This window comes from Streptomyces peucetius, assembly GCF_025854275.1.
In the GTDB taxonomy this organism is placed as follows: domain Bacteria; phylum Actinomycetota; class Actinomycetes; order Streptomycetales; family Streptomycetaceae; genus Streptomyces; species Streptomyces peucetius_A.
Genome location: NZ_CP107567.1, coordinates 41109 through 63456 on the forward strand (window position 1 = coordinate 41109; position 22348 = coordinate 63456).

The window sequence follows — 22348 nt, forward strand, 5'->3', positions numbered from 1 at the left end:
TCACGCTGGCGCCACAGACGCCAGGCCGTCGCCCGCCACTGCCACTACCGGCGACGACTCCACTCGATCGAGTGGCAGTCCGGCAAGACCGCCTCTGCCGCACCATCAGCCAACTACACTCCGGGCGAGGCCTCTGACCAGGCCAGATAGCGAAACGCTACTGCAGTAAAGCCATGGCCGCGTGATTTCGAGCCCGAACCGGTCGGGTTGCCGTCACAGCACCGACCGCGTTCACTGAACGTCAGTCATCCGGGTTGCGCCGGCTCTGACAACGCACACAAGGGAGAAGCCGCCTCGAGCGTGAGGTGTTCAATGCGTCGGTCAGCCGAGGACTCAGTCCCCTCACAGGTCCTGAGCAAGCGCGACGCACTGGGCCTGCGGGTCGTCTCATCGGCAGTGGTGCTCACCGCGGTGGTGGCGACTGTCACGTGGGCGCCAGCGGTCGTGGGGGTGGCGGCAGCTGTGGTTGCCGCCACCACGTGCATGGAGCTCGGGGCCCTGCTCTCCCGGGGCCGTCGCTCGGCCGGCCGAGTGGCCACGGTCGTCGCCGCGCTGGTGGTGCTGAGCGCCACCTTCGGCGCAGTCGTCCTCGCCTGGACGCTGCTCGCAGGCGTCGGCGTCATGGCGCTTGCGGTGCAAGGACCTGCCTGGTCTCGCGTTCGGACCGTGCTGCCAGTCGTGTGGGTAGGGTTGCCGCTTGGCCTCGCTGTCGTCCTCAGTGACAGCGAGAGCGGTCGGCTGCTCCTGGTGCTGGGCCTCCTCCTCCTCTGTGTGTTCGAGTCGGCAGCCTACGTGTGCGGCCAGCGATGGGGCCGCCGTCGCATCGCGCCCCGAATCTCACCGGGAAAGACCGTCGAAGGCACCGCGGCCGGCGTCCTCGCGACGGTCGCCGCCGCGGGGTTCCCCTGGCTGGTCGACGTCGTCGACGCCTCGACCGCGGCGTCGAGCGCCCTCGTCGTCTGCGTATTCGGGTTCGTCGGCGACTTGGCCGGCTCGGCGGTGAAGAGAGCGGCATCCGTAAAGGACTCAGGGTCGCTCGTTCCGGGGCACGGAGGAATGCTCGACTACGTCGATGGGTTCCTCTTTGTCGCGCCCATGGTGTTCGTGCTGCACCTGCTCCCACCGACGTTGGGCGGCAGCCCGTGAGCGTCGGTTCGGCGATGGCCGCACGGCGCATCCTCGGGGCCGTCTTGGGTGGTGACGCCGCACCGAGTGCCCACGCACGGCTGACCGCATACCTCGACTCGCTTCCCGCCCACCGACGGCGAGAGGCGCTCGCGACCAGTATCTTGCTGGCGCCAGTTCCAGGCGCCCGCAACGACCGCGTCCCCAGTCGCATCCTGCGCCGTCCCTCCCACCTGGCGCGGACGCTCGCCTACGTCGCCCACTACAGCGACGAGGACTGTCGACGGTCGCTGGGGTACTCACCCACTCCCGGTTGGACCCGTCGCGGTCCGGATCTCGGCAACGACGTTGATGTTCCCCCCGCGTTGCGGGCCGACGCGTGCGTCATCGGTGCCGGCGCCGCCGGGACTATCATCGCTCACCACCTCGCCAGCACGGGTCGGTCCGTCATCCTCCTGGAGGAGGGGATCCACCGGCAGTTCGGAAGCGACCCAGACGAGATGGAGGTCCTGGGGTCGGTCTACCGCGACGGAGCACTGCAACTCAGTCGCGACAAAGGCCTCAGCGTCCTCCAGGCCTGCGGATTGGGCGGTTCGACCATGGTCAACAACGGCATCTGCACGTACCCTGGCGACCCCGCACTCTCGGCGGCCAGAGGCAACATGCTCCTGCGGTGGCGGACTGGTGGGGCCGTGATCGACCTCCGCGAGTTCGACCGATCCCGGCGCGAGGTTGAGGATCAGCTGTCGGTGCACGAGCTGCCCTCCTCCGCACTCGGACGCAACGCGGAGCTGCTGCTCGCACCCGGTCCCGCGCACGAGGCTGACGCGCGGGCACAGGGTACTGCGGCCGGCATCTTCCGGACGAACCTGGTCGACTGCCTCGGCTGCGGGCTGTGCAACTACGGGTGCCCTCACGGGCGACGTGCCTCGGTCGTCGACCGATACCTCCTTAATGCTGTTGGCCACGGCCTCCGGGTCATTACCCGGGCGCGCGTCCGCAGCTTGGAACCCTTGCCGCGCGGCGTCGCCGTGCACGCCACTGTCGGCCCGGACATGCGCTCCTGCACCGTCACCGCGAGTACGACGGTCGTCGCGGCGGGAGCAATCTCATCGAGCGCGCTACTACGACGCAGCCAGATCGGCGGCAACGTCGGCACGCACCTGAGCCACAACCTCAGCTTCCCTGTGCTGGCGCGCATGCCCTACCCAGTGCGGGCCCACGCCGAGGTCCCCATGTCCGCTTACGTCGACCACGGGACGCACATCTTGGAGTCGGTGTTCTTTCCCCCCGCCGCCTTGGCCGCACTCTTGCCCGAGTGGGGCAAGGCCCATCGCGAGTCGATGGACGCCTACGACCACTTCGCCGGCGCCGCCGTACTCACCGCCAGCCAAGCGACAGGACGCGTGCTGGCCAGCCCAAGGCGACGCGATGCCGTCCCCAGCGTGCTCCCGGGGCTCGGACGCGTAGACCGGACCAAGCCCAGGCAAGGCTTGAGGCAGCTGGCCCGGCACTTCCTCAACCAAGGGGCCGAGTACCTGCTGTTTCCGACCCTGCCGTGGAGCGGCCGAGCCCGCAGCATGCCGGAGGTGGAGCAGGTCCTGGCCCAGCTGGACACCGCCGCAGCGGTCTCCCTGAGCACCGCACACCCTCAGGGCGGCAACCCCATGAACGACGACCCTCGCCGAGGGGTGGTGGATTCGGCGTTCCGCCTGCACGGCTCCAGCTCGATCTACGTGTGCGACGCAAGCGTCTTCCCGACCGCACTCGGCCTCAACCCGCAGCTGACAGTCATGGCCTTGGCCGACATCTGCGGAAACAACCTCGCCGAACGGTATGTCTGAGTATCCATGAGCCACGCTAAGGCACCACTCGTCGTCGTCGTCAACCCTAGAGCCACGAAAAGCTCACCCACACGGACCCGAGCAGTCATCGACGCGCTGGCCACGACCCACCAGGTCACGTTGCTCGACACCTCAGGTGCACACTTGCGCGACCTGGGTGCCTTCTGCAGATCGGTGGGTGCGCGCGCGGTCGCCGTGATGGGCGGCGACGGCACCCTCAACCACGCCTGCTCGGCACTGCTGGGACTACCCGTGACCGTCGTCGTCATCCCGACCGGTGCGGGCAACCTCTTGGCCCGCAGTCTCCGAATCCCCAATGACCCGCTGCGCGCCGTGGGGCTGCTGCAACGGCCACAGCCGCGGATCGTGGATGTACCCGTGGCCGCAGTGCGCCTCGCGGGCTCTCCCGACCGGATCGCCATCACTCAAGTCGGCCTAGGAAGGGAGGCCCAGGTGGTGGCCTGGGCAGACCGGCGCCGTCACCTGCCCACCGCCCTGCGACTGGTGGTGGCGGCCGTGGCGACCGGTGGTCGTCGGAAACCACGGTTCACCGTGCGGAGTGAGGACCAGCCAGAGACGGTTGCGACGAGCGCGTCGGTGCAATTGCGCTACCCATACACGCGGCTGGGTCCCTTGCCGGTCGGCATCAGGGCCGACTCCGGTGCACTCGCCATGATGCTCCTCCGCCCAGGAACTCGCCCAGTTACACGCCACTTCGGGTCAGCGGACATCGCCTTCTCGGCTGTGGAGGAGCAATTCAGCGTCCACGTCGACGGGGAACCTGTCGCTCCGGCTTGGTCGGCAGCGGTCGTACCGGCCGCTCACCGCATGCTGTTCCTGGCGGGCGAGAACGGGTTCCTCACAGGGGCTTGAAGATCGACAGCGGCCCCAGCGCCTCCTCCTCAACGAAGAGCACTGGGGCAAGCCGGCGAAGAACCGTGTGAAGTACGGGCTGCCTGCCCCGGACACACACCGACCGCGGCGAGGACACGGCCCCCAAGCGCGCCTTGAAGCGTTGAGCAGTTTGGCCGAGTTGCACGAACCGAGCCCCCGCGCGCAAGGCGTTCCCCAGCTCTGCATACATCAGGTTGAAGTAGACGTCGGCGTAACGGTTGGCCGGGTAGTGCAGCCCGCAGAACAGGAAGTAGTAGCTGCCTTCCTGGCGCAGTCCCCAGTGGCAGCCGACGACCTCGCCGTCCAACTGTGCCAAGGTGAGGAAGACGTCGTCAGGGAACTCACGCGCCAATGCTACGAAGAACTCGCGTGGCAGTTGCTCCAGGCGGTGCTCGGCCGCGCCCTCCACCTGTCGGTATAGGCCGTGCGCGCGCTCGTCGTAAACCTCGGCGATGGCCGCTGGACCCGTGAACGACCGCAACGTGAGCTCGCGTCGGCGTGCCTTACGCAGCGACCGGTTGATGTCTTGCCGGTAGTGCGACTTGAGGCTGCCGAGATAGTCCTCAAAGCTTCCAAACTGGTCGGTCGCCAGCGAGTACATCGACGGGGTGGTGGCGGCGACGTAGCCCGCGCCCTCCAGCACTTGCCTGACGGGATCGTCGGACCCGCCCAGCTCCTTGTAGACCACCAGGGTCGCACGGGTCGCCGACGCCATACGGGACAGGTGGTCCTCGACCACCGCGACGATCGCTGGGACGTCGCGGGTAGGATCGACCATCAGCGCCCGTCCGCCAGCGGACACCGGAACGCCGCAGAACAGCACCCGCGGCGCCAGCAGCCAGCCCGTGACCGGCCGCAGGTACGACATCACCCTGCGGCTCGAGGAAGGTGCAAGGACGGCGAGGTCCACGCGCATCAGGAACCAGTTGAACGCGGCAACCGCGGTGTCGCCCTCCCACACAGTGCAGTAGCCGAGCTGGTCGGTGCCTTTGGCTTGCTCGACGGCCCGGAGGAAGGGGATGCTCGAGAGCACGTCACCGCCCGCTGCCACCAGCACCCGCTCCCAGGCCGCTGAGTCGACCGCGGACGCCGTGTCGGTGGCGACGACCCTGAACCGCGAACTCGCCATCATCGAGACCTCACGCGGGCGCGAAACCGTGCTCGGAGGCCGCGGACGCCACCATCCTCACCGTGTCTGCGTTGAGTCGGATGCCGATCTCCCGGAGGCTGGGTTCCATGCCGAGCAGGAGTGTCTCGGCCATGCAGGCGTAGACGTTCCCTGGCGGCAGCGGGATGCCGCTGATGGCGAACGACTGTTCCTGCGGCAACCGGACGATCCCGCCCTCGACGAACCGGATACACGGGCGCTCGCGGGCGACGAGGGGCGAGAAGTCACTGGGTTTGGCGATGTCACACACAACCCTGGCCTCCGGGCCGAGGTGCTGGGGGTCGATCAACGCCCCACCCGCTGCCATGGCGCCGACGACGACATCGCACCTGCACAGGTCGTGCAAGTCCGAGCTGACTGTGACGGGGAGATCACCCGCGAGGTTGCCGATCTCCTTGATGATGCCCTTCACCCGCGGCGACCCGGCGTCCCTGACGATCAGAGTCAGGGCCTTCACCTTCGAGGCCAGCAGGAGGGCGCACACCTTCCCGATGCTGCCCAGCGCGCCGCACACAGCCACCCGCAGGCCCGAGAGGTCCAGACCTTCATCGGCCACGCAAGTCTCGAGCGCTGCGATGCTCATCGCCGCCGTGAGGTTGTTGCCTGATGTCACGGCGAGCGTTGAGCCGCGCAGCCGCAGGCCGTTATCCATGATGGCTGAGGTATAGCCGCCCAGGCCGAGCACCGAGCAGCCGAGTTCCTCGGCGATTTTCGACGCCCGGCCGATGAGATTGCGCAAACCCTCCATGGCGCGCTCGTCGGCGCGCCGTGCGGCGATGTAGCTGGCGGTCACTGGTAGACCGATGAAGGTTAGGTGGGTTGCCGACCGGGCTGATTCGACGATGCGTTGGTCCAGGATCATCGGACCCACAAGCTCTGCCCCGACCTCCAGAAAGCGCTCGACCTCATCGTTGGGAAGCTCGGCCAGCTCAGGCTCGACCAGCCGCGCATCGGTGGCCGCGAGGAGGTGCCCGATAAAGGCGACGCGGGCGATCTCGGTCTGCGGTTGCTGGCGGTGGATCGATGCCGTTCTCGGCGTCTGCGCGGAGGGGGGCATGTCCAGCTCGGCCACGAAACTGATGAGGTGGCGCAGGTCGAGGCGGTGTAGCGCCTCGCAGAACGTCGCGAGCGCGACGACGAACTGCTCGATCTCCGCGGTGGTGACAAACGCCGACGGCTCGATACGCAAGGTCCGGGGAGCGCTCAGGGTCGGGAGCAGCCGGATGTCGTGGACGTTGAGGAAGTACGCGGCGGCGAACCACCCGAACAGGTCGTTGCGGTCCAGGGTGCGGAGGATCGGCGAGGGTGAGTCCGACTGGTCCGCGAGCTCGACGCCGACCATCAGGCCCCTGCCGCGGACCTCGCGGATGACGGCCGGGTAGCGGTCCCTGACCTGTTCCAGTCGGTGGAACAGCGTTCTTCCTGTATCGGCGCAGCGCGCCGGCACACCTTCCTCGTCCATCAGCCGGATCGCGCGCAAGGCAATCGCGCAACTCCACTCGTCCTCGGCGAACGTCGAGGTGTGGGTGATCGAGAACTCCGGCTGGTAGCGGTCGCGAGCCACCAGGAGAGCACCAATCTTCGCCAGGCCCCCACCGAGGGCCTTTGACAGGCACACGTAGTCGGGCCGGACACGGAGCTGCTCGCTCGCCAAGAACGTGCCCGTGCGCCCCATACCGGTCTGGATCTCGTCCGCGATCAGCGGCACGCAGTGCCGGGATGCTTCCTGCGCGAGGGCGTGCGCCTCCGCTTCGCTGAGCGGGATGACTCCGCCCTCGCCCTGCACGGCCTCGAAGAAGACAGCGCCCATCCGATCAGACGCGCCCACCACAGCGGCGGTGTCAGCGGATCCGTTGACACCGTCTGAGAAGACCACCCGTGGACCGAGTGGAGCGTAGTGTTCGGACCCGTGTGAACCGAGCGCTACCGCGCCGGTGGTCTTGCCGTGGAAGGATCGCGGCACGGCGCGAAACACTGACCCGCCTGTCTCGATGTATGCGTGCTTTAGTGCTGACTCGATGACTTCGGCGCCGGTGTTGCTGAACAGACACACAAAGTCGCCACCGACACGCTCCCCCAGCACCGCGGCCAGTTCGCCGGCACTACGCCGGATTGAAGCCTGCGCGTGCGCCGGGACGTGAGCGGACAGCAGCCGACGGGCTTCCGAGACGAGCGCGGGATGGTTGTGGCCGAAGAGGCTGGCGCCATAGCCGCCCGCCAGGTCGAGCACAGGCCGGGCAGCACCGGACGGCGTACGGATCCACATCGTGTCCTTCTCGGCTCTTACGTACTCGACGTTGAGGGCCATGGCGCGGAACCGAGAGCCCCAGCCGGGGCGACAGTAGGTCTCGTACGCCGTAGGCTCCTGGGCCGACAACGAGGCCGCATCCTTCTGAGTCATGCCGAATCCAGATCGGTTCCGAAGACCCGGAACGACCGGCACTGGGTGGCTCCGGTCGCTTGGATCACCCGCGAGATGTCGACATTGCTTGGGTCGGTCCATCCCATCGTCGCGCGCTTCCAGTGAGCCGCGGCGGGCGATTGGAACGCGTGTGCGAGCATCAACGCCGCGATGCCCGTACGCCGCGCTTCCGGGACGACTCCCATGAGCGCCACACGGCACGACTCGATGCCACGCCCGGTTTGCATGCTCCACGCCAGCCGCGGAGTATGGCGCGAGAGCAGCGTGCCGTTCAGTGGCCGTAGCCGCGGGTTTAAGTCGGGAAGCGCCAGCAGGAACCCCACCGGTCCGTTGGCGTTTTCGGCCAGCACGATGACGGAGTGCTTCAGCAGCGGTTTCAGCCCGTCCGCCACGTAGGCGAACTCATCGGGAAAATACGGGACGAAACCCCAGTTGTCGCGCCAGGACGTGTTGTAGATGTCGCGGATCGCGCTCAACTCGCTCGCCCACAGCCGGGGGTTGCCGTCTCGGACCGCGACGCCGGTCTCCCGGGCGACGCGATCGGCCACCCGCGCGAGCCGCGTGGGCACCCGCCCGTCGAGGGGCATCTCCCACTCCCACAGCTCCTTGACACGGGTGAGGCCGCACGCTCTCATCAGCTCCAGGTAGTAGGGCGGGTTGTACGGCATCATCAGGCTCGGGACGCTGTCAAAGTTATCGGCCAGAAGCCCGGTCGAGTAATTGGTCGTCAGATTGAACGGGCCGATCACATGGCGCCTTCCACGTGCGCGCAGCCACTCACTCGCGGTGTCCATCAACGCATGAGCCACGGCAACGCTGTCGACGCATTCGAAGAAGCCGAAGCCTCCTCCATCGGGCCGCTGATGGGGCTGCCACGAGTTGTCATCGATTGCCGCGATACTCCCGACCACCAGCCCTTTCCAGACCGCCGTCCATAGAGCGACATCGACGTGACGGAACAGCGGATTCTTCGGGCTCAGATAGCGACGCATCTCGGTGTCCAACGGCGCCACCCACGAAGAGTCGGTATGGCAGTGGGCGTGCACATTCCGACCGGCGTCGAGGAATTGTGCGACGTCCGCGCGGCGGGCGGGGTCGCACTCCCTGATGATTACGTCGCGTGCGCCGATGCTCATCCGGGCCAGCGCTCTTCCGGTCGCGCGTCCTCGTCACGGACAGCCGCCGAGCAGGCCGGAAGACCAGGGTCGCGACCAGTGAGCTCGATCGACAGGTCCCACAGCCGACGCGCTGTCGCCAGGTCTCGTGCCCTGCGCGACGGCCTTTCGCGGACCGGTGCGCCCAGCACGCGCAGGCGTGGTCCGAACAGGTCGTTCTGCCCGGCTCGCGGGTCCGTGAGTGCCCGCAGCATCGGCCGGATGGCGTGAGACGTCGACGGGAAGGTGTACGAGACGAACCTGTTGAGCACGTTGGACATGCTGTGTCCCTCCCATCCCAGGTCAGTTCGAGCGGCGCCGGGGTTCGCGCTAAGTGCCGTGACGCCGCTGGACGAGGCGGCCAGGCGTCGTGACAGTTCGAGGGTGAACAACTGGAGTGCGAGCTTGCTCTGAAAGTACGCCGCCCAGCGGTTGTAGCGCCTTGCGGTGAACATCGGGTCTTTCAGGTCCAGCCGGCCCAGGCGGTGTCCGTTGCTGGCCGCCATTACGATCCGTGCCTCGGGCCGCTGCCGCAGTAACGGCAGCAGGCCAGCGGTCAATGCGAAGTGCCCCAGGTAGTTCACCCCGAACTGCGTCTCGAACCCGTCCTCGGTCAGGCCAGCGTCCACAGCCATCACGCCCGCGTTGTTGACGAGCAGGTCGACCCCCTGGCCGCGAGTTGCGATCTGCTCGGCGGCCTCGCCGACGCTGTACAGGCTCGCCAGATCGCATGGGACGATCTCGACCGCTGCGGCGGGTGACGCTGACTTCAGGACCTCGCCACGCACGGCCTGTGCAGCGGGGATGTCGCGGCACGCCATGATCACGTGAACGTCGCACTCGACGAGGTATCGGACAATTGCTCGACCAAGGCCGGAGTTGGCTCCGGTAATGACCGCGACGCGCCCGCGCAAAGCACGGCAGTGATTATCAGGGCACGAAGCAGCCACGACACTCCTTGAGGGACACGTTTCTAGTACCTTAGCTATTCCGCCAGGCGAAATCCTGTATTGCCTTCGCCTGCCTCATAGTCTTCCGGAAGAGCGACCTTCCCCGCGGTCCGGACCCCGAGGCCACGCAGGGGGCCTCCCCGGAGGGTAATCGGCATGAGGAGTAGGTATTTTGAGCCGTGGCCGGAAGCAGAGCGCATTGACCCGATCAGGCGTCTTCACAGGCTTGTCGAGACGTCGTGTGTGACCCCCGTCGCAAAGCACCAGCGTGCCCTGGTGGGCCTGGTGTACCTGCGCAGGCACGACACCCTCGCGCAACTCGCGGTCGGCTTTGCCCCCGGCGTGCGGTTCCGCGCGTGTCTCTGGTGCCGGGTGTGCTGCGCGGGCTCGTCATCGGGCGGCGTTCCGCCCCTCGTGTGTGTGACCCAAACGCGCATCTGGCTGAGACCAGGGGTCAGGTGCAACACGTCTTCGCCAGGAGGTGAGGCAGGGGCCTTGGCCCGGTCTCCGGCCGTCCCTGCTTCAACACGCTGAACTTGACAGGAAATCCGCCATCCTCGCCCACCAGGGGGAGGTCGCACGCGAACGGCCCCTGCCCGGCATCCTCGCCCGACTGCCCGAACCCGAACGCAACGAGATCATCAGCACCGAGTCCTTCACCAGGCTCACCCCCGGCCCCATCGCGGGCGACCCGTACCGGCTCCTCACCTGACAGGCACGCCCCACACTCTGCGCGCACCGCACAACGGGAGTCCAAGATGACCACCACACCCACCTCGGACGAAACACCGAGCGCCTTCACCGACGAAAAGTACGGGGCCCAACGCGCCGCGGCCGCCGTGTGGGCCGGAGCGTCCGTACTGATCACCGACCGGCGCGGCCGGGTCCTGATCGAGCGCGTCGGCTACCGCGACACCCGCCTCCTGCCGGGCGGCGCGGTCGACAAGGGCGAGTCACCCGCCCACGCCGCCGCCCGCGAACTGCGCGAAGAACTCGGCGTCACGATGACAGTCGACCGCGGGCTCGCCGTGGACTGGGTCTCCGCCGCCGGCGCCAACGCGCGCCCCGCCATGCGGTTTCCCGTCGAGGTCCTGCACGTCTTCGACGGCGGGACGTGGGGCGACGAACAGATCGCCGCCATCCGGCCCCGCGAAGGCGAGATCGAGGCGGTCGACTTCGTCGAACCCGCCCGACTGCCCGAGCTGATGTCACCCGACAACGCCCGCCGGGCCCTGTCCGCGCTGCGCGCCCGTATCAACGCCGCCGGCCCGGCCCTACTGGAGGACGGTCTCCCGATCGCTCCCACCGTCCTGGACCGGGCCGGTGTCCTGCGCACCGCCCACGCCCGGCACCACTTCCCCTTCCATACCGGCCCGGCTCCGGAAGACCTCCCCGTACACCAGGTCTGGGGCTGGCTGTTTGCCCCAGACGGCCGCGTGCTCGTGCTCTCCGCGCAGAGTTGCGCGGGAGTCATCATCGGCGCGGTCCCCAAAGTACCGACCTGTCCGCATCTCTGGAGCGGCTTCTCCGTAGTTCTACCACTTCCTGCCCGTCGGGGCAGCGTGCCCATCTGCGGTTCCGCTCGTTGTGATGACTGCAAGTCATCACCGATGCCTCAATCGCATCGGCGAGTTGTGAGATGGAGAGCGGCTCATGAGCACGACGATCGACCTGCCGACGTGCCGGACACGGCGGTCAGGGCCAGGGAGTTCGACCCACGGGGTGCCGGACGGCGTAGCCCGGCTGCGGTCTCCATCGGTGGTCTTCGAGCAGACCCTCACCGGGTTCGGCGACAGCCAGCGGGCCCGGCATCTCGGCCCGGACACGATCCGTGGTCGGGAGCGGACCGTGCGGCAGCTACAGGCGTTCTCGGGGGCCTTCCCGTGGCAGCCCGCCTGGGGTGCGCCGTTGTACGACCGCTGGTCGTCGGCCCTCGCCGAGAAGGTGGCTACGTCAACGGTGATCGCCCAGCAGCAGAAGGTCGGCCTATATCTGACGTATCTGTGCGAGCCGGCGTACGGCTGGCGCGAGGTCTGCCAGGAACTGTTCGGGACGTTCAACGAGCAGGCTCTGTGGGACCTGAACCGGGTTCGCCACTCGCAGGAGTACGTCGGTCGGCCGAACCGGAATCGCCCGCTGACGCGGCCGGAGATCCGGTCGCTGATCGGGCAGATCGATCCGGAGATCCGGCGGCTACAGTCGGTCGGTCACAAGGGGGCTCTGTCGGCGGCGCGGGACCTTGCCCTGCTGACGACCACGTACGCGTGGGGGTTGCGGCGCCGGGAGGCCGCCCGGCTCGACTTGCACGACTGGCGCCGGCAGCCCCGGCTTCCGGAGTTCGGGGACTTCGGCGGTCTGGCGGTGCGCTGGGGCAAGGCGATGGCCGGGCAGCCGCCGCGGCGCCGGACGGTGGTGTCCGTGTGGCCGTGGGCAGTATCCACGGTCCGGTTCTACGTCGAGCACGTGCGGCCGTTGTTCTACCAGGACAGTCGGGACGACGGCGTCATGTTCCCCACCGAGCGCGGTTCGCGGATCAGCGAGCGGTCGCTCAACGACCGGTTCGCGCACTGGCGGGACAAGGCCGGCCTGGCCGAGGAACTTGGCCCCCACTGTCTTCGCCACACGTACGTCACCAGGCTCATCGAGTCGGGCTACGACGCGGGGTTCGTGACCGAGCAGGTTGGCCATTCTCACGCCGCCACGACGGCGATCTACACCGCGCTCAGCAGCGAGTACAAGAACTTGCAGGTTCGCCAGCACCTGGAGGCGGCCGAGGCCGAGGTGCTCCGTCTCGCGTTCGCTCAGGCCGATCTCGAGGCGGAGTGCGATGAGGAGCTGGCGATCACCCTCGCCCTGCAGGGCGCCGAGCCCCGGAGGGGCGCGTGATGAGGGCGGTACCCGCTCCGGAGCCCCGTCCGGAAGGCGTCAGGGCCAGCTCAAGGCCACAGTACGAGTGGCGGCTGCGCGAGCTGATGGCCGTCAGGAAGAACTGGTACACCACCACCAAGCTGACCGAGGCCCTGCACGAGTACGGATTCGACTTCGACCGGAGCCACATCTACCGGCTGGTCAGCGGCGACAAGCCACCCAAGATGCCGGTCGATCTGCTGCTGGCACTGTGCAAGATCCTCGGCTGCCGGTTCGAGGAACTCGTCGTCGAGGTCACTGCGGCGGAGAGCGACGTGTCGGCACTGCCCGAGCAGGCCGGGCCGCGTCCGCTGCTGCCGGAGTCGCCCATGCTCGACGCCGGGTTCTTCGACGCCGAGACCTGACCGGCCCCGCGATGGTGGACAAGAGCCAGCAGCGGGGCCGCGGTTCGTGCGACGACTGCGGGCGTGAGCGGTATCTGCGGGTGAACACGCGCTCGCGTCGGCTGTGCGCGACCTGTGCCGATCGCCGCCGGCCAACCGAGGAGTGCATCGACTGCCGCCAGCTCCGGATCCCCTACGCTCGGACCGCTGCCGGCCCGGTATGCCAGGCGTGCCAACGACGCCGCAACGCTCAGCCGTGCGCCCGTTGTGGCCAAGTCCGCGTCGTGACGAAGCGGCTGGACGATGGTGCACCGTTGTGCCAAACCTGCTGGAAGAAGCAGCAGCCCGGCGAGCCATGCGTCGGCTGCGGCGAGGTACGCGCGGTCCACCAGCGCGGCGACGGTGGACCGCTGTGTGAACGCTGCTACCGCCAGCGCACCCCTCACCTGAAGTGCGCGGTCTGCGGAGAAGTTCGCCAGATGCAGAACGCGGCGAAGAGGATCTGCCGCCGTTGCGCCGCGTCGATGCGCACGCATGAGCCGTGCCGGGCCTGCGGCAAGAGCCGGGAAGTCGCCCACCGCGACGAGCGCGGCCCCCAGTGCCGGTACTGCCGAAGCCGCGACCGCTCCCGCCCCTGCGCACGGTGCGGCACCACCGCCGTGATCGTCGCTCGCGGTCCCGACGGGCCTCTGTGCACCCGCTGCCGCCGCCGGGACCGGTTTCCCGAACACCCCTGCCGGGACTGCGGGCTGCGTACCGCCGAGGTCACCGCCGTCGAAGACGGCATCCCGCGCTGCGCATCCTGTTACGGGAAGCTCCGGGTTTCTTGCAGCCGCTGTGGCGCCGTCGCCCGCGCCAACCGCCGCTGGCCCGAAGGGCCGGTCTGCCGGGCATGCGTCGACCAGGTCCTGGCCAGCCCCGCCGTCTGCTCCCGCTGCCGGCAGCCCAGCATCGCCTTCCGACATCACGATGGCGACCCCGTGTGCCCTGAGTGCGCCGGCGTCCGCTTCTCTTACCGCTGCCGCACCTGCCACGGCTTCGCACGACTCGAATCCGATGCACGCTGCCGCGCCTGCACCGCCCAGAGCCGACTGACCGCCCTCACCACCGACCCGGTCACCGGCGCCACACCCGAGTGGCTGCAGCCACTCGTCGACGAGCTGGCCGCCTACGAGAACCCGTCGAGTCTCGACGCCTACCTCCGCGGCCCCGGCGGGCAACTGGTCAGACAGCTCGCCACGAGCGCCCTCCTGCCCACGCACGAGGCCCTCGATGAGCTGCGGCAGACCGCCTCGGTCAACCATCTGCGGGATCTACTCGTCCTGGTCGGCATCCTGCCCTCACGCGACGAACAACTTGCCCAACTCGCCCGTGACATCACCGTCCACGCCACCGAACTCGACCCCGGCAACCGGCTCATCCTCACCCGCTACGGCCGCTGGTCCCTGATGCCGCTCGCCCAACATGCCATCCGCCACGGCAAGCCCCTCACCAAGGGACAACGGGCCTACCTCCTGCGCCGCCTTCGCGTTGCCCGACAGTTCCTCGGCCATCTCCACGGCCGAGGTGTTCTCCTGGCCGACTGCACGCAGGCCCGCTGCGACCGATGGGCCACCCAGCACCGCCACTACCAGTCAGAACTCCGGCACTTCCTGGTCTGGTCGGCTGACGCCCGTCTGTCCCCGCCACGCATCGCCATCGCGGCCGCCCAGCACGCGGAAGACCGCTCGATCATGAGCGACACCGAACGCGTCCTGACCGCCCTGCGGCTGGAGACCAACGAGACCGTCTCCCTCGCCGACCGCGTCGCCGGATGCCTGGTCCTCCAGTACGGACAGCTGTGCACCCGCATCGTCAGTCTCACCCTGGACGACGTCCAGCACCACCCGAACGAGCCCGACACCCTCGGACTGCTCTTCGGACGTGATCAGCTCTGGCTGCGTCCACGCCTGTCCGCTCTGCTGCAACGGCTGATCGACGGCCGCACACCACCGACCGTCATCGCCCGGTCCCATCCGACGCCCTACCTCTTCCCCGGCATGCGCCCCGGCCGCCACCTCACCGCGAACGCCCTGAGCGAGCGACTCGTCCGCCTCGGCATCCCCGCCACCCGCCTCGCCCGCAACGGCGCCTGGCTCTCCCTGGTCAGCTCCGTTCACTGGAAGATGCTCGCCGACCTCATCGGAACCTGCAACGCCACCGCTCACCGCTGGCACCAGCACTCCGCCACCGACCGCGCCAGCTACGTCGCCATGCGGATGAGAGACCGACCGCCCCCATCTGTCCCCGAGTGACCGATCCAGCGCCGGCACAGGGTCTGTGTAGCGAACGGTAAAACTCGGTCGGATTTCTTCGCGGCGAGACGGTCCTCGGTGTCCGGTTGTGTCGGCCTGCCGGGATCTGTGCGACCTCCGGGAGGGGTGGGCGAAGTCGCGCACGTGCTGAGGTGCGAGGGCGGACCGCGGAGTCAGCGTGGCGGCCCTCCGGCCTGACGGCCTGGTGTGGTCATGGTCCGTTCCAGCCAGTGGCGTCCCTGATGGAGGCGTTGGTGATCCATTGCAGCCACAATGTTGCGGCGGCACACAGTGCAATGGCCGAGCCTTCGGGAGTGGTGGGGGTCAGGGGGTGCGCGAGGAGCTTGGTTAGGGCTTCGGTCAGATAGGTCTTTGATCATCTGCGCGGATGTTTCCTCAGGTCGCGTCACGTGATCGTGGCCGTCGTAGGAACTCCGCAGGAATGGGGAGGAATGCATGTTTGACAGAGTCTCCGCCTGGCGAGCGGCGACCTCGGTCGTGGCGACAGCCACGGCAGGAGTGCTGATCGCCGGGCTGGTGACCGGACAGGCCGCCGCCGTACAGCCGGCTTTGCTCCTGTCCACATCAACCACCGTACGCTCGGCAACCGACAGCGCAGCACCAGTGCCGTCAGCCGGAATCGGCGACCGGAAGCCCGCCCGGCTGCCGGCGATGCCAGCGACGCCCCAGCGTTCAAAGCCGGTGTGGCCGACGGCCGGCACGGCGACCGTTAGTGTGTCGGACTCGGCCCGCCGGGCCGGGACTCTGCCGGTCACCTTGGCCCGCCCAGCACCTCAAGGGCGCGCGAGCACGGATGCCGCACCGGAGCGGGCCGGGGCCCAGCGGGTTGAGGTCGAAATGTTGCCCCGCGCGAAAGCGGAGCAGGCCGGGCTTCGGGGCGTGCTGTTCGCGCTGCGCGAAGCTGGTGAGGAGGACGGGGCGAGCCAGGCGGCGGCAGTGCCACGCTCTGCCGATGTCCCCGGCCGGGTGGCGGTGACGGTCGACTACGCCGGCTTCCGCTCCGCGTACGGCGGCGGTTTTGCCTCGCGTCTCGGGTTGGTGCGGTACCCGGCGTGCATCCTCGACCGTCCCAAGGACTCCGAGTGTGCCGAGGGAACGCCGGTCGCGTCGCGCAACGACCTGAAGGCAGGCCAGGTGACCTCCTCCGATGTGGAGGTCGCGCCGGCCGGGGCCCCGACCGCGGAACGCACTGCCTTCGTCTACGCGCTGGAGGCGAGCGCATCCGGCTCCTCCGGCTCGTACAAGGCGACCGATCTGCTGAACTCGGCAGACTGGTCAGTGAGCGGAAACTCCGGAGCCTTCACGTACACCTATCCGCTGTCCGCGCCTCCGGCGCCGGGCGGGGACCCGCTGAAGCTGGCACTGCACTACAACTCGCAGTCCGTGGACGGCCGTACCTCGGCTCAGAACGCCCAGCCGTCCTGGGTGGGCCAGGGATGGGACATCGCGCCGGGCTTCATCGAACGCCGCTACCACTCCTGCACGAGCGACGGGCAAAGCTCCGCTGACCTGTGCTGGAAGGACTACGACCAGGTTGCGATCAGCCTGGGAGGACGCTCCACCCAGCTCATACCCCTGGACGCGGGCCGGACCAAATGGCGGCTGCGGGACGACCCGGGATGGTCGGTGACCCGGGAAACGGGCACCACCAACGGTGACAACGACGGCGAGTTCTGGTGGGTGAAAGCACCGGACGGGACCCAGTACCGGTTCGGCGGCGAGACCGACTTCGGCGGCGGAGACCTGAACTCCGCCTGGACCGTACCGGTCTACGGCGACGACTCCGGCGAGCCCTGCCACACCAGCACCTTCAGCGGCAGCTGGTGCAACCAGGCATGGCGCTGGAACCTGGACATGGTGGTCGACCCCAACAACAACATGACCGTGCTCCACTGGGGAGAAGCCGTCGACGGCTACGGGAGGAACGGCTCCACCACCCGCACGGACTACGTACGGGGAGGCTGGCTCAACGCCGTGGAGTACGGACGGAAGTGGGGCGACAGCCCCACCACCACCCCGGCCACCGGCAAGCTCGCCTTCACGACCGACTTCCGGTGCACGGAGAACACAACCTGCCCATCGATCGAAAACAACCCCGGCTCCTACCCAGACGTGCCGACCGACCTCATCTGCTGGCGCGAGCCCTGTACTGAGCACGCGCCGACATTCTTCAGCACGATCCGACTGAAGCACATCACCCTGACCTCCGGCGGCAGGGCCATCGCCAAGTGGGAGCTCGGCAAACAGTTCCCCGCACCCGGCGACGGCAGCGACCCCTCACTGTGGCTAAGCAAGATCCAGCGCTACGGCAGCAGCGACGGCGGCGCGACCTGGCAGGCCACGCCGGCCCTCTCCACCTACGGCACCGCACTGGACAACCGGATGGACTACAACACGTCCGCCGGTGTGCTGCCCATGAAGATGTACCGGATCACCAAGCTCCAGACCGAACTGGGCGGCCTCATCGAGGTCGCCTACACCCGGCCGAACCCGTGCACCTCCGTGCCGTCGAACGCCGCGACCAACACCAAGGACTGCTTCCCGCAGTACCACGTGCCTGAGTCCGGCCCCGCGGGATGGGGCTGGTTCCACAAGTACCTGGTGGACAAGGTCACCGTCCGCGACCCGCACACAAGCTCACCGGACCAGGTCACCGACTACGTCTACTACGGAACCCCGGCCTGGCACCACGACGAGTTCTCCCTCGCGCCCGCGAGCGCCCAGTCCTGGTCCCAGTGGCGAGGCTACCCGCAGGTCACAGTGGTCAAGGGCAGCGGCTCCACCCGCACCACCACCTCCTCCACCTACTTCCGAGGCATGCACGGCGACAGCGACGGCTCCGGCGGAACGAAAACCGTGAAAGTCACCGACTCCGAAGGCAACGCCCTCTACGACCATATCTACCTGACCGGCCGCGTCCGGGAGACCACCACCTGGGGGCTGGACACCAACAACGCCCCCACCGTCCCGCTGACCAAGGACTTCTCCACATACACCGGTCCGCGCACCATCGACCACGCCGGCGGTGACGCCAGAGACGCGATCATGCTCGCCGAGACCACCCACGAGACCTGGGCGAAGACCTCCACAGGTGGGCGGTGGACCAAGACCGTACGGGCCTTCGACGACACGTACAACCAGCTGACCAGCGAGTACGAGTACGGTGACATGGCGGTCACCGGCGACGAGCGGTGCACCACCACCGGCTACATCCACGGCGGCGCGGCCTACATGTACTACCCGTACCAGTCCGAGGTCCACGGCGGTGACTGTGCCGCCACAGTCGTCTCGCGCACCCAGACCTGGTACGACGGACACACCTCACTGACCACCGACCCGGTGACCGACGGCAACCCGACCCAGGTGCGCACCTTCACCAGCGACACCGCCTACGTGGACACCAAGGCCACATACGACACCTACGGACGTGCCCTCACCCAGACCGACGGGCGCGGCCACACCACGACCACGGCCTACAGCCCGGCGAAGGGCAACCCCACCACGGTCACCGTGACCAACCCCAAGGGGCACACGGTCACCACCAGCATGGACCCGGCCTTCGCCGTCCCCACCAAGGTGACGGACGCCAACGGCAGGGTCACCACCAGCGGTTACGATGAGTTCGGTCGGCTTACCACCGTGCGGCTCCCCGGCACCGCCGCAAGCGATGCCGCCGACTGGGTCTTCACCTACCAGGTGAACCAGGGCGCGCCCAGCCGGATCTCGACCAGCCGCATCACCGACCGGGCCACTGGCACGTACATACCGGAGTACACCTTCCTGGACGGACTCGGCCGGACCACCGAGACGCAGACCCTTTCCCCGTCCGGCTCCGGGCGGATCGTCACACAGACCCGCTACGACAACCAGGGACGCACGGCCGCGGTCACCGCGCCGATGCACATGGCCGGCACGGCCGGATCGACACTCGCTGTCCCGGTGGTGTCGGAGATCCACTCCGAGACCCGCACCGGCTACGACACGCTCGGCCGGACCATCGAAACCGCGCTATGGTCCGGAGGCGTCAAGAAGCACGCCACCACCACGGCCTGGTACGCCGACCTGTCCACGGTCAACCCTCCGGTCGGTCAACCCACGACCTACCACCTGGACGCGCTCGGCCGCACCGCCAAAGTCGTGGAAACGCTCGACTCCGGCACGGCCACGACCACCTACGGCTACGACCGACAGGACCGCCTCACCCGCATCACCGACGCGAAAGGCAACATCACCGACTACACCTATGACTGGCTCGGCCGCCGCCTGACCGGCGACGACCCGGACACGGGCCTGACCACCACTGCGTACGACGGCAACGGCAACCCCACCAAGTCCACCGACGCCCGCGGCCAGACCGTAGTCTCGGCATACGACGAGCTGAACCGGCGCACCCAGCTTCGCAAGGACTCCGCCACCGGTACCCTGCTCGCTGAATGGCTCTACGACCCCCTCGGCGACAAGGGCGCACTCGACCGGACGATCCGTCACACCAACGGCGGCGACTACGCAGTGGCCCACGTCTACGACACCGTCCGGGGCCAACTCGCCTCCACCACTTGGACGCTCCCGGCAGGCGAGGGCGCACTGGCTGGCGCGTACATCCAGACCTACGAGTACGACGACGCGGATCGCCTGAAGTCCACCACCTACCCGGCCGCCGGGGGGCTCCCCGCCGAGACGGTAACCCAGACCTACACCGCTCTCGGCCTGCCGGCCCGGCTCTCCTCACCCCTGAGCACATACGTAGACGGCACCGGCTTCGCCGCCGACGGCAAGCTCACCAGCCGCACCCTCGGCTCGAGCAGCGGCACCCACCGCGTCGACCGCAGCTACGCCTACGACCCGGCGACGCTCAAGGTCACCAACGTCAAGGCCACCCTCGGAGCCGCCGCCACGGTGATCCAGGACGACACCTACAGCCACGACGCCATCGGCAACGTCCTGCGGATCACCGACAACAGCCCCTCGGGCGCCGGCCAGTCCCAGTGCTACGACCACGACGGACGCAACCGTCTCCTCTCCGCCTGGACCACCCCGATCAGCACCTGCTCCGCCGCCACGAGAGTCGGATGGAACGCACCGCCGGGACCGGCCCGATACCGACAGGACTTCACGTACGACACCATCGGCAACATCACGTCCCGGGCCGACAACGGCGGCACCGCCACAGCGTACGGATACCCGGCCTCCGGCCCCACGTCGGTCCGCCCACACGCCGTCACATCCGTCGGTGGCGACAGCTACGGCTACGACGCGGCAGGCAACATGACCAGCCGCACTGTCGCCGGTGCTGCCTCCACCTACACCTGGGACGAGACCGGACAGCTCGTCAAGGCCATCGTCGATGGCCAGAGCACCGACTTCGTCTACGACGCCGACGGCAACCGGCTCATCCGCCGAACCCCCGACGGCGACCGCACCGCCTACATCGCCGGCACCGAGGTCACCGCGGACGCCGCAGGGCCGGTCACCGCGCGCCGCTACTACACCAGCGGCGGCACGACGGTCGCGATCCGCACCACGGACGGCGGCGACGGCACCGTGCACTGGCTACTCGGCGACACCCAGGGCTCCGCGCACCTCGCGGTCAACGCCGACACCGGCACCGTCTCGCGCCAGCGCTACCTGCCGTTCGGTGCACACCGCGGCACCCCCGACGCCCTGGGATCGACCACCGACCGCGGCTTCCTCGGCAAGACCGAGGACGACAGCACCGGCCTGGTCCACCTCGGCGCCCGCTTCTACGACCCGACCATCGGGCGGTTCCTCAGCCCCGACCCCGTCAACCGGCCCTACGAGCCGCACGGCCTCAACGCGTACACCTACAGCGCAAACAACCCCGCGACCTTCTCCGACCCGAACGGTCTCCGTGAGTGCCAGGACCGCTGCGCGCCGGGCGAGGACTGGGTTGGCGGCCCCAACGCCACTGTCCACCACATCGACACCTGGGCGGAGGCCGAACAGAAGCGCAAGCGTGGCAGCGCGGCGGGCAAGTCCCCCGCTGGCAAGGCCAGGTCCGCCAGCAAGGGCAGGCCCGGAGTGCAAGGCGCGGGCAAGGCCGAAAAGCCTGCGGTCCCCAGCGCGAAGGAGGTTCTCAAGAAGGTGTTTGCGGACACTCCAGACGGCGACATCGTACGTTCCTTCGGCATCTGCCAGTCGTTCGGCGGGTTCTTCGGGACACTGCTCGGCGGGACGGGCTCCTGCCTCGTCGTCACACCGACCGACTGGGGAATGACCATCGGATACGGAGGCGGGTTCGCCGCGCCCGGCATCGGCTCCGACGCCTCCGTCAGCTTCATGTGGTCCAACGCCGAGAAACTGGAGCATTTCGACGGCACGGACATGGAGGTCAGCCTCTCGGGCGGTGAGGGGATCATCGGCGGTGTGAGCCACTCCTGGAGCGTCGGGACGGGGGGCGGCAAGCCCACGAGAACGTCGACTGGCCACCGGGTCTGGGCCAGTCAGGCCTCAGTGGGCCTCGGCTTCGAGTCCACCACGCTCGGGCCGATCCCGGCCCTGCCGATCTCGGTCGGCTGGCGCCTGGTTCAGGGAACGGTCCTGCGCCTGGGCACGATCGGGCCTGTCAAGGAGGGCGCTTCGGCCGGAGTTCTGAGACACACAGCTCCGCAATGACCCGGAAGGCAACAGCAGCGGTCCTGGACACCCGGTCGGGCGCCAGGGCCGCCGCCTTCAAGGTCGCCGGGCGCAAGGCTTCCGGCCGCATCGCGATGCCTTTGCCGTCGGGCCTGAGGTGTCACACCAAAGGAGTTGCCTGGAAGAGTCATTCGACCAAGTCGAATACTGCGCTGCACCAGATACTGGAGCCGGACACGGGCGCGGCTTGCCTGCCCGGCGGCACTCCCGAACTCCAGGACCGCGGCGACCCTGTGCTCACACTGCGCCGGGAGACCCGCGAGGAGGCCGCAGCCGAGGTCGGGGAACCGCTGTTCATCGGGCACCTTGCCGCCCCCGACGAAACGTGCTCCCGTCTGCGGTACGCCGCCGCCCTCACCCGCCTGGGGCCTGCGCCTGTCGATCCGGCCACCGGCCGCACCTACATCCGCATCCTGGCTATACCTGAACAGGCTCTGGAGCTCTTCGACTGGGGCGAGTCGGCCGCCGACCAGCTCGCCGCCCTCCACCAGGCCCGCACCCGGCTCGGCATCCCCAAGGCCGTACGCCAGCCCCTCACCGAACCGGCAGCTGACGCGTTCACCCTCTGATA

Annotated in this window: 13 protein-coding genes and 2 pseudogenes; 11 read left to right on the top strand and 4 right to left on the bottom strand. The window is 68.4% G+C overall.

Annotation, left to right across the window (positions count from 1 at the left end; translation table 11 throughout):
* Positions 1-312: 312 nt before the first annotated feature.
* From OGH68_RS00205 to OGH68_RS00215, 3 genes are read left to right on the top strand one after another with little or no spacing between them, the layout of a single operon-like run.
* Positions 313-1146, top strand: a complete 834-nt coding sequence (locus OGH68_RS00205) for a phosphatidate cytidylyltransferase (RefSeq protein ID WP_264241210.1) — start codon at positions 313-315, stop codon at positions 1144-1146.
* A complete protein-coding gene (locus OGH68_RS00210) occupies positions 1143-2969 on the top strand; it encodes an FAD-dependent oxidoreductase (RefSeq protein ID WP_264241211.1) in 1827 nt (608 codons plus the stop codon). Before OGH68_RS00205 ends, OGH68_RS00210 begins: the two co-directional genes overlap by 4 nt.
* A gap of 6 nt (positions 2970-2975) precedes the next feature.
* Positions 2976-3842 (top strand): diacylglycerol/lipid kinase family protein, encoded by an 867-nt coding sequence (locus OGH68_RS00215; RefSeq protein WP_264241212.1) that lies wholly within the window; start codon positions 2976-2978, stop codon positions 3840-3842.
* Here the strand turns inward: OGH68_RS00215 and OGH68_RS00220 are convergent.
* The 4 genes from OGH68_RS00220 to OGH68_RS00235 all read right to left on the bottom strand — a co-directional run bounded on the left by OGH68_RS00220 (position 3829) and on the right by OGH68_RS00235 (position 9557).
* Positions 3829-4995, bottom strand: coding sequence for a GNAT family N-acetyltransferase (locus OGH68_RS00220; protein ID WP_264241213.1), 1167 nt, complete (start codon positions 4993-4995; stop codon positions 3829-3831). The genes OGH68_RS00215 and OGH68_RS00220 overlap by 14 nt on opposite strands.
* A 7-nt stretch (positions 4996-5002) precedes the next feature.
* Positions 5003-7339 carry an aminotransferase class III-fold pyridoxal phosphate-dependent enzyme gene (locus tag OGH68_RS00225; RefSeq protein WP_264241214.1) on the bottom strand — a complete coding sequence of 779 codons (2337 nt, stop codon included), beginning with the start codon at positions 7337-7339 and terminating at the stop codon, positions 5003-5005.
* A gap of 89 nt (positions 7340-7428) precedes the next feature.
* Positions 7429-8589, bottom strand: coding sequence for a hypothetical protein (locus OGH68_RS00230; protein WP_264241215.1), 1161 nt, complete (start codon positions 8587-8589; stop codon positions 7429-7431).
* On the bottom strand, positions 8586-9557 hold the full coding sequence (locus OGH68_RS00235) for an SDR family oxidoreductase (protein WP_264241216.1): 972 nt from the start codon (positions 9555-9557) through the stop codon (positions 8586-8588). The genes OGH68_RS00230 and OGH68_RS00235 overlap by 4 nt, the downstream gene beginning before the upstream one ends.
* A 261-nt stretch (positions 9558-9818) precedes the next feature.
* Here OGH68_RS00235 and OGH68_RS36275 point away from each other — a divergent pair.
* From OGH68_RS36275 to OGH68_RS00270, 8 genes and pseudogenes are all read left to right on the top strand, one after another.
* Positions 9819-9902, top strand: a pseudogene (locus OGH68_RS36275) (IS5/IS1182 family transposase); the annotation flags it as partial.
* Positions 9903-10038: 136 nt separating this feature from the next.
* Positions 10039-10269: a hypothetical protein gene (locus tag OGH68_RS00240; RefSeq protein ID WP_264250449.1), complete on the top strand. Its 231-nt coding sequence runs from the start codon at positions 10039-10041 to the stop codon at positions 10267-10269.
* Between the two features lie 46 nt (positions 10270-10315).
* Positions 10316-10765: pseudogene (locus OGH68_RS00245) on the top strand (NUDIX domain-containing protein); the annotation flags it as partial.
* Positions 10766-11210: 445 nt separating this feature from the next.
* Positions 11211-12443 carry a tyrosine-type recombinase/integrase gene (locus OGH68_RS00250; protein WP_264241217.1) on the top strand — a complete coding sequence of 411 codons (1233 nt, stop codon included), beginning with the start codon at positions 11211-11213 and terminating at the stop codon, positions 12441-12443.
* Positions 12443-12829, top strand: coding sequence for a helix-turn-helix domain-containing protein (locus OGH68_RS00255; protein WP_264241218.1), 387 nt, complete (start codon positions 12443-12445; stop codon positions 12827-12829). The genes OGH68_RS00250 and OGH68_RS00255 overlap by 1 nt, the downstream gene beginning before the upstream one ends.
* Before the next feature lie 959 nt (positions 12830-13788).
* Positions 13789-15102, top strand: a complete 1314-nt coding sequence (locus tag OGH68_RS00260) for a hypothetical protein (protein ID WP_264241219.1) — start codon at positions 13789-13791, stop codon at positions 15100-15102.
* 858 nt (positions 15103-15960) lie between these two features.
* A complete protein-coding gene (locus OGH68_RS00265) occupies positions 15961-21756 on the top strand; it encodes an RHS repeat domain-containing protein (protein ID WP_264241220.1) in 5796 nt (1931 codons plus the stop codon).
* Positions 21753-22346 (top strand): hypothetical protein, encoded by a 594-nt coding sequence (locus OGH68_RS00270; protein WP_264250450.1) that lies wholly within the window; start codon positions 21753-21755, stop codon positions 22344-22346. Before OGH68_RS00265 ends, OGH68_RS00270 begins: the two co-directional genes overlap by 4 nt.
* The last annotated feature ends 2 nt before the right edge of the window (positions 22347-22348 follow it).

What these genes read in the sequence shown, in the direction of transcription:
- OGH68_RS00205 (WP_264241210.1), top strand. Translation starts at nt 313, where the DNA reads ATGCGTCGGTCAGCCGAGGACTCAGTCCCCTCACAGGTCCTGAGCAAG.
- OGH68_RS00215 (WP_264241212.1), top strand. Translation starts at nt 2,976, where the DNA reads ATGAGCCACGCTAAGGCACCACTCGTCGTCGTCGTCAACCCTAGAGCC.
- OGH68_RS00220 (WP_264241213.1), bottom strand. Translation starts at nt 4,995, where the DNA reads ATGATGGCGAGTTCGCGGTTCAGGGTCGTCGCCACCGACACGGCGTCC.
- OGH68_RS00225 (WP_264241214.1), bottom strand. Translation starts at nt 7,339, where the DNA reads ATGGCCCTCAACGTCGAGTACGTAAGAGCCGAGAAGGACACGATGTGG.
- OGH68_RS00230 (WP_264241215.1), bottom strand. Translation starts at nt 8,589, where the DNA reads ATGAGCATCGGCGCACGCGACGTAATCATCAGGGAGTGCGACCCCGCC.
- OGH68_RS00250 (WP_264241217.1), top strand. Translation starts at nt 11,211, where the DNA reads ATGAGCACGACGATCGACCTGCCGACGTGCCGGACACGGCGGTCAGGG.
- OGH68_RS00255 (WP_264241218.1), top strand. Translation starts at nt 12,443, where the DNA reads ATGAGGGCGGTACCCGCTCCGGAGCCCCGTCCGGAAGGCGTCAGGGCC.
- OGH68_RS00265 (WP_264241220.1), top strand. Translation starts at nt 15,961, where the DNA reads ATGTTGCCCCGCGCGAAAGCGGAGCAGGCCGGGCTTCGGGGCGTGCTG.
- OGH68_RS00270 (WP_264250450.1), top strand. Translation starts at nt 21,753, where the DNA reads ATGACCCGGAAGGCAACAGCAGCGGTCCTGGACACCCGGTCGGGCGCC.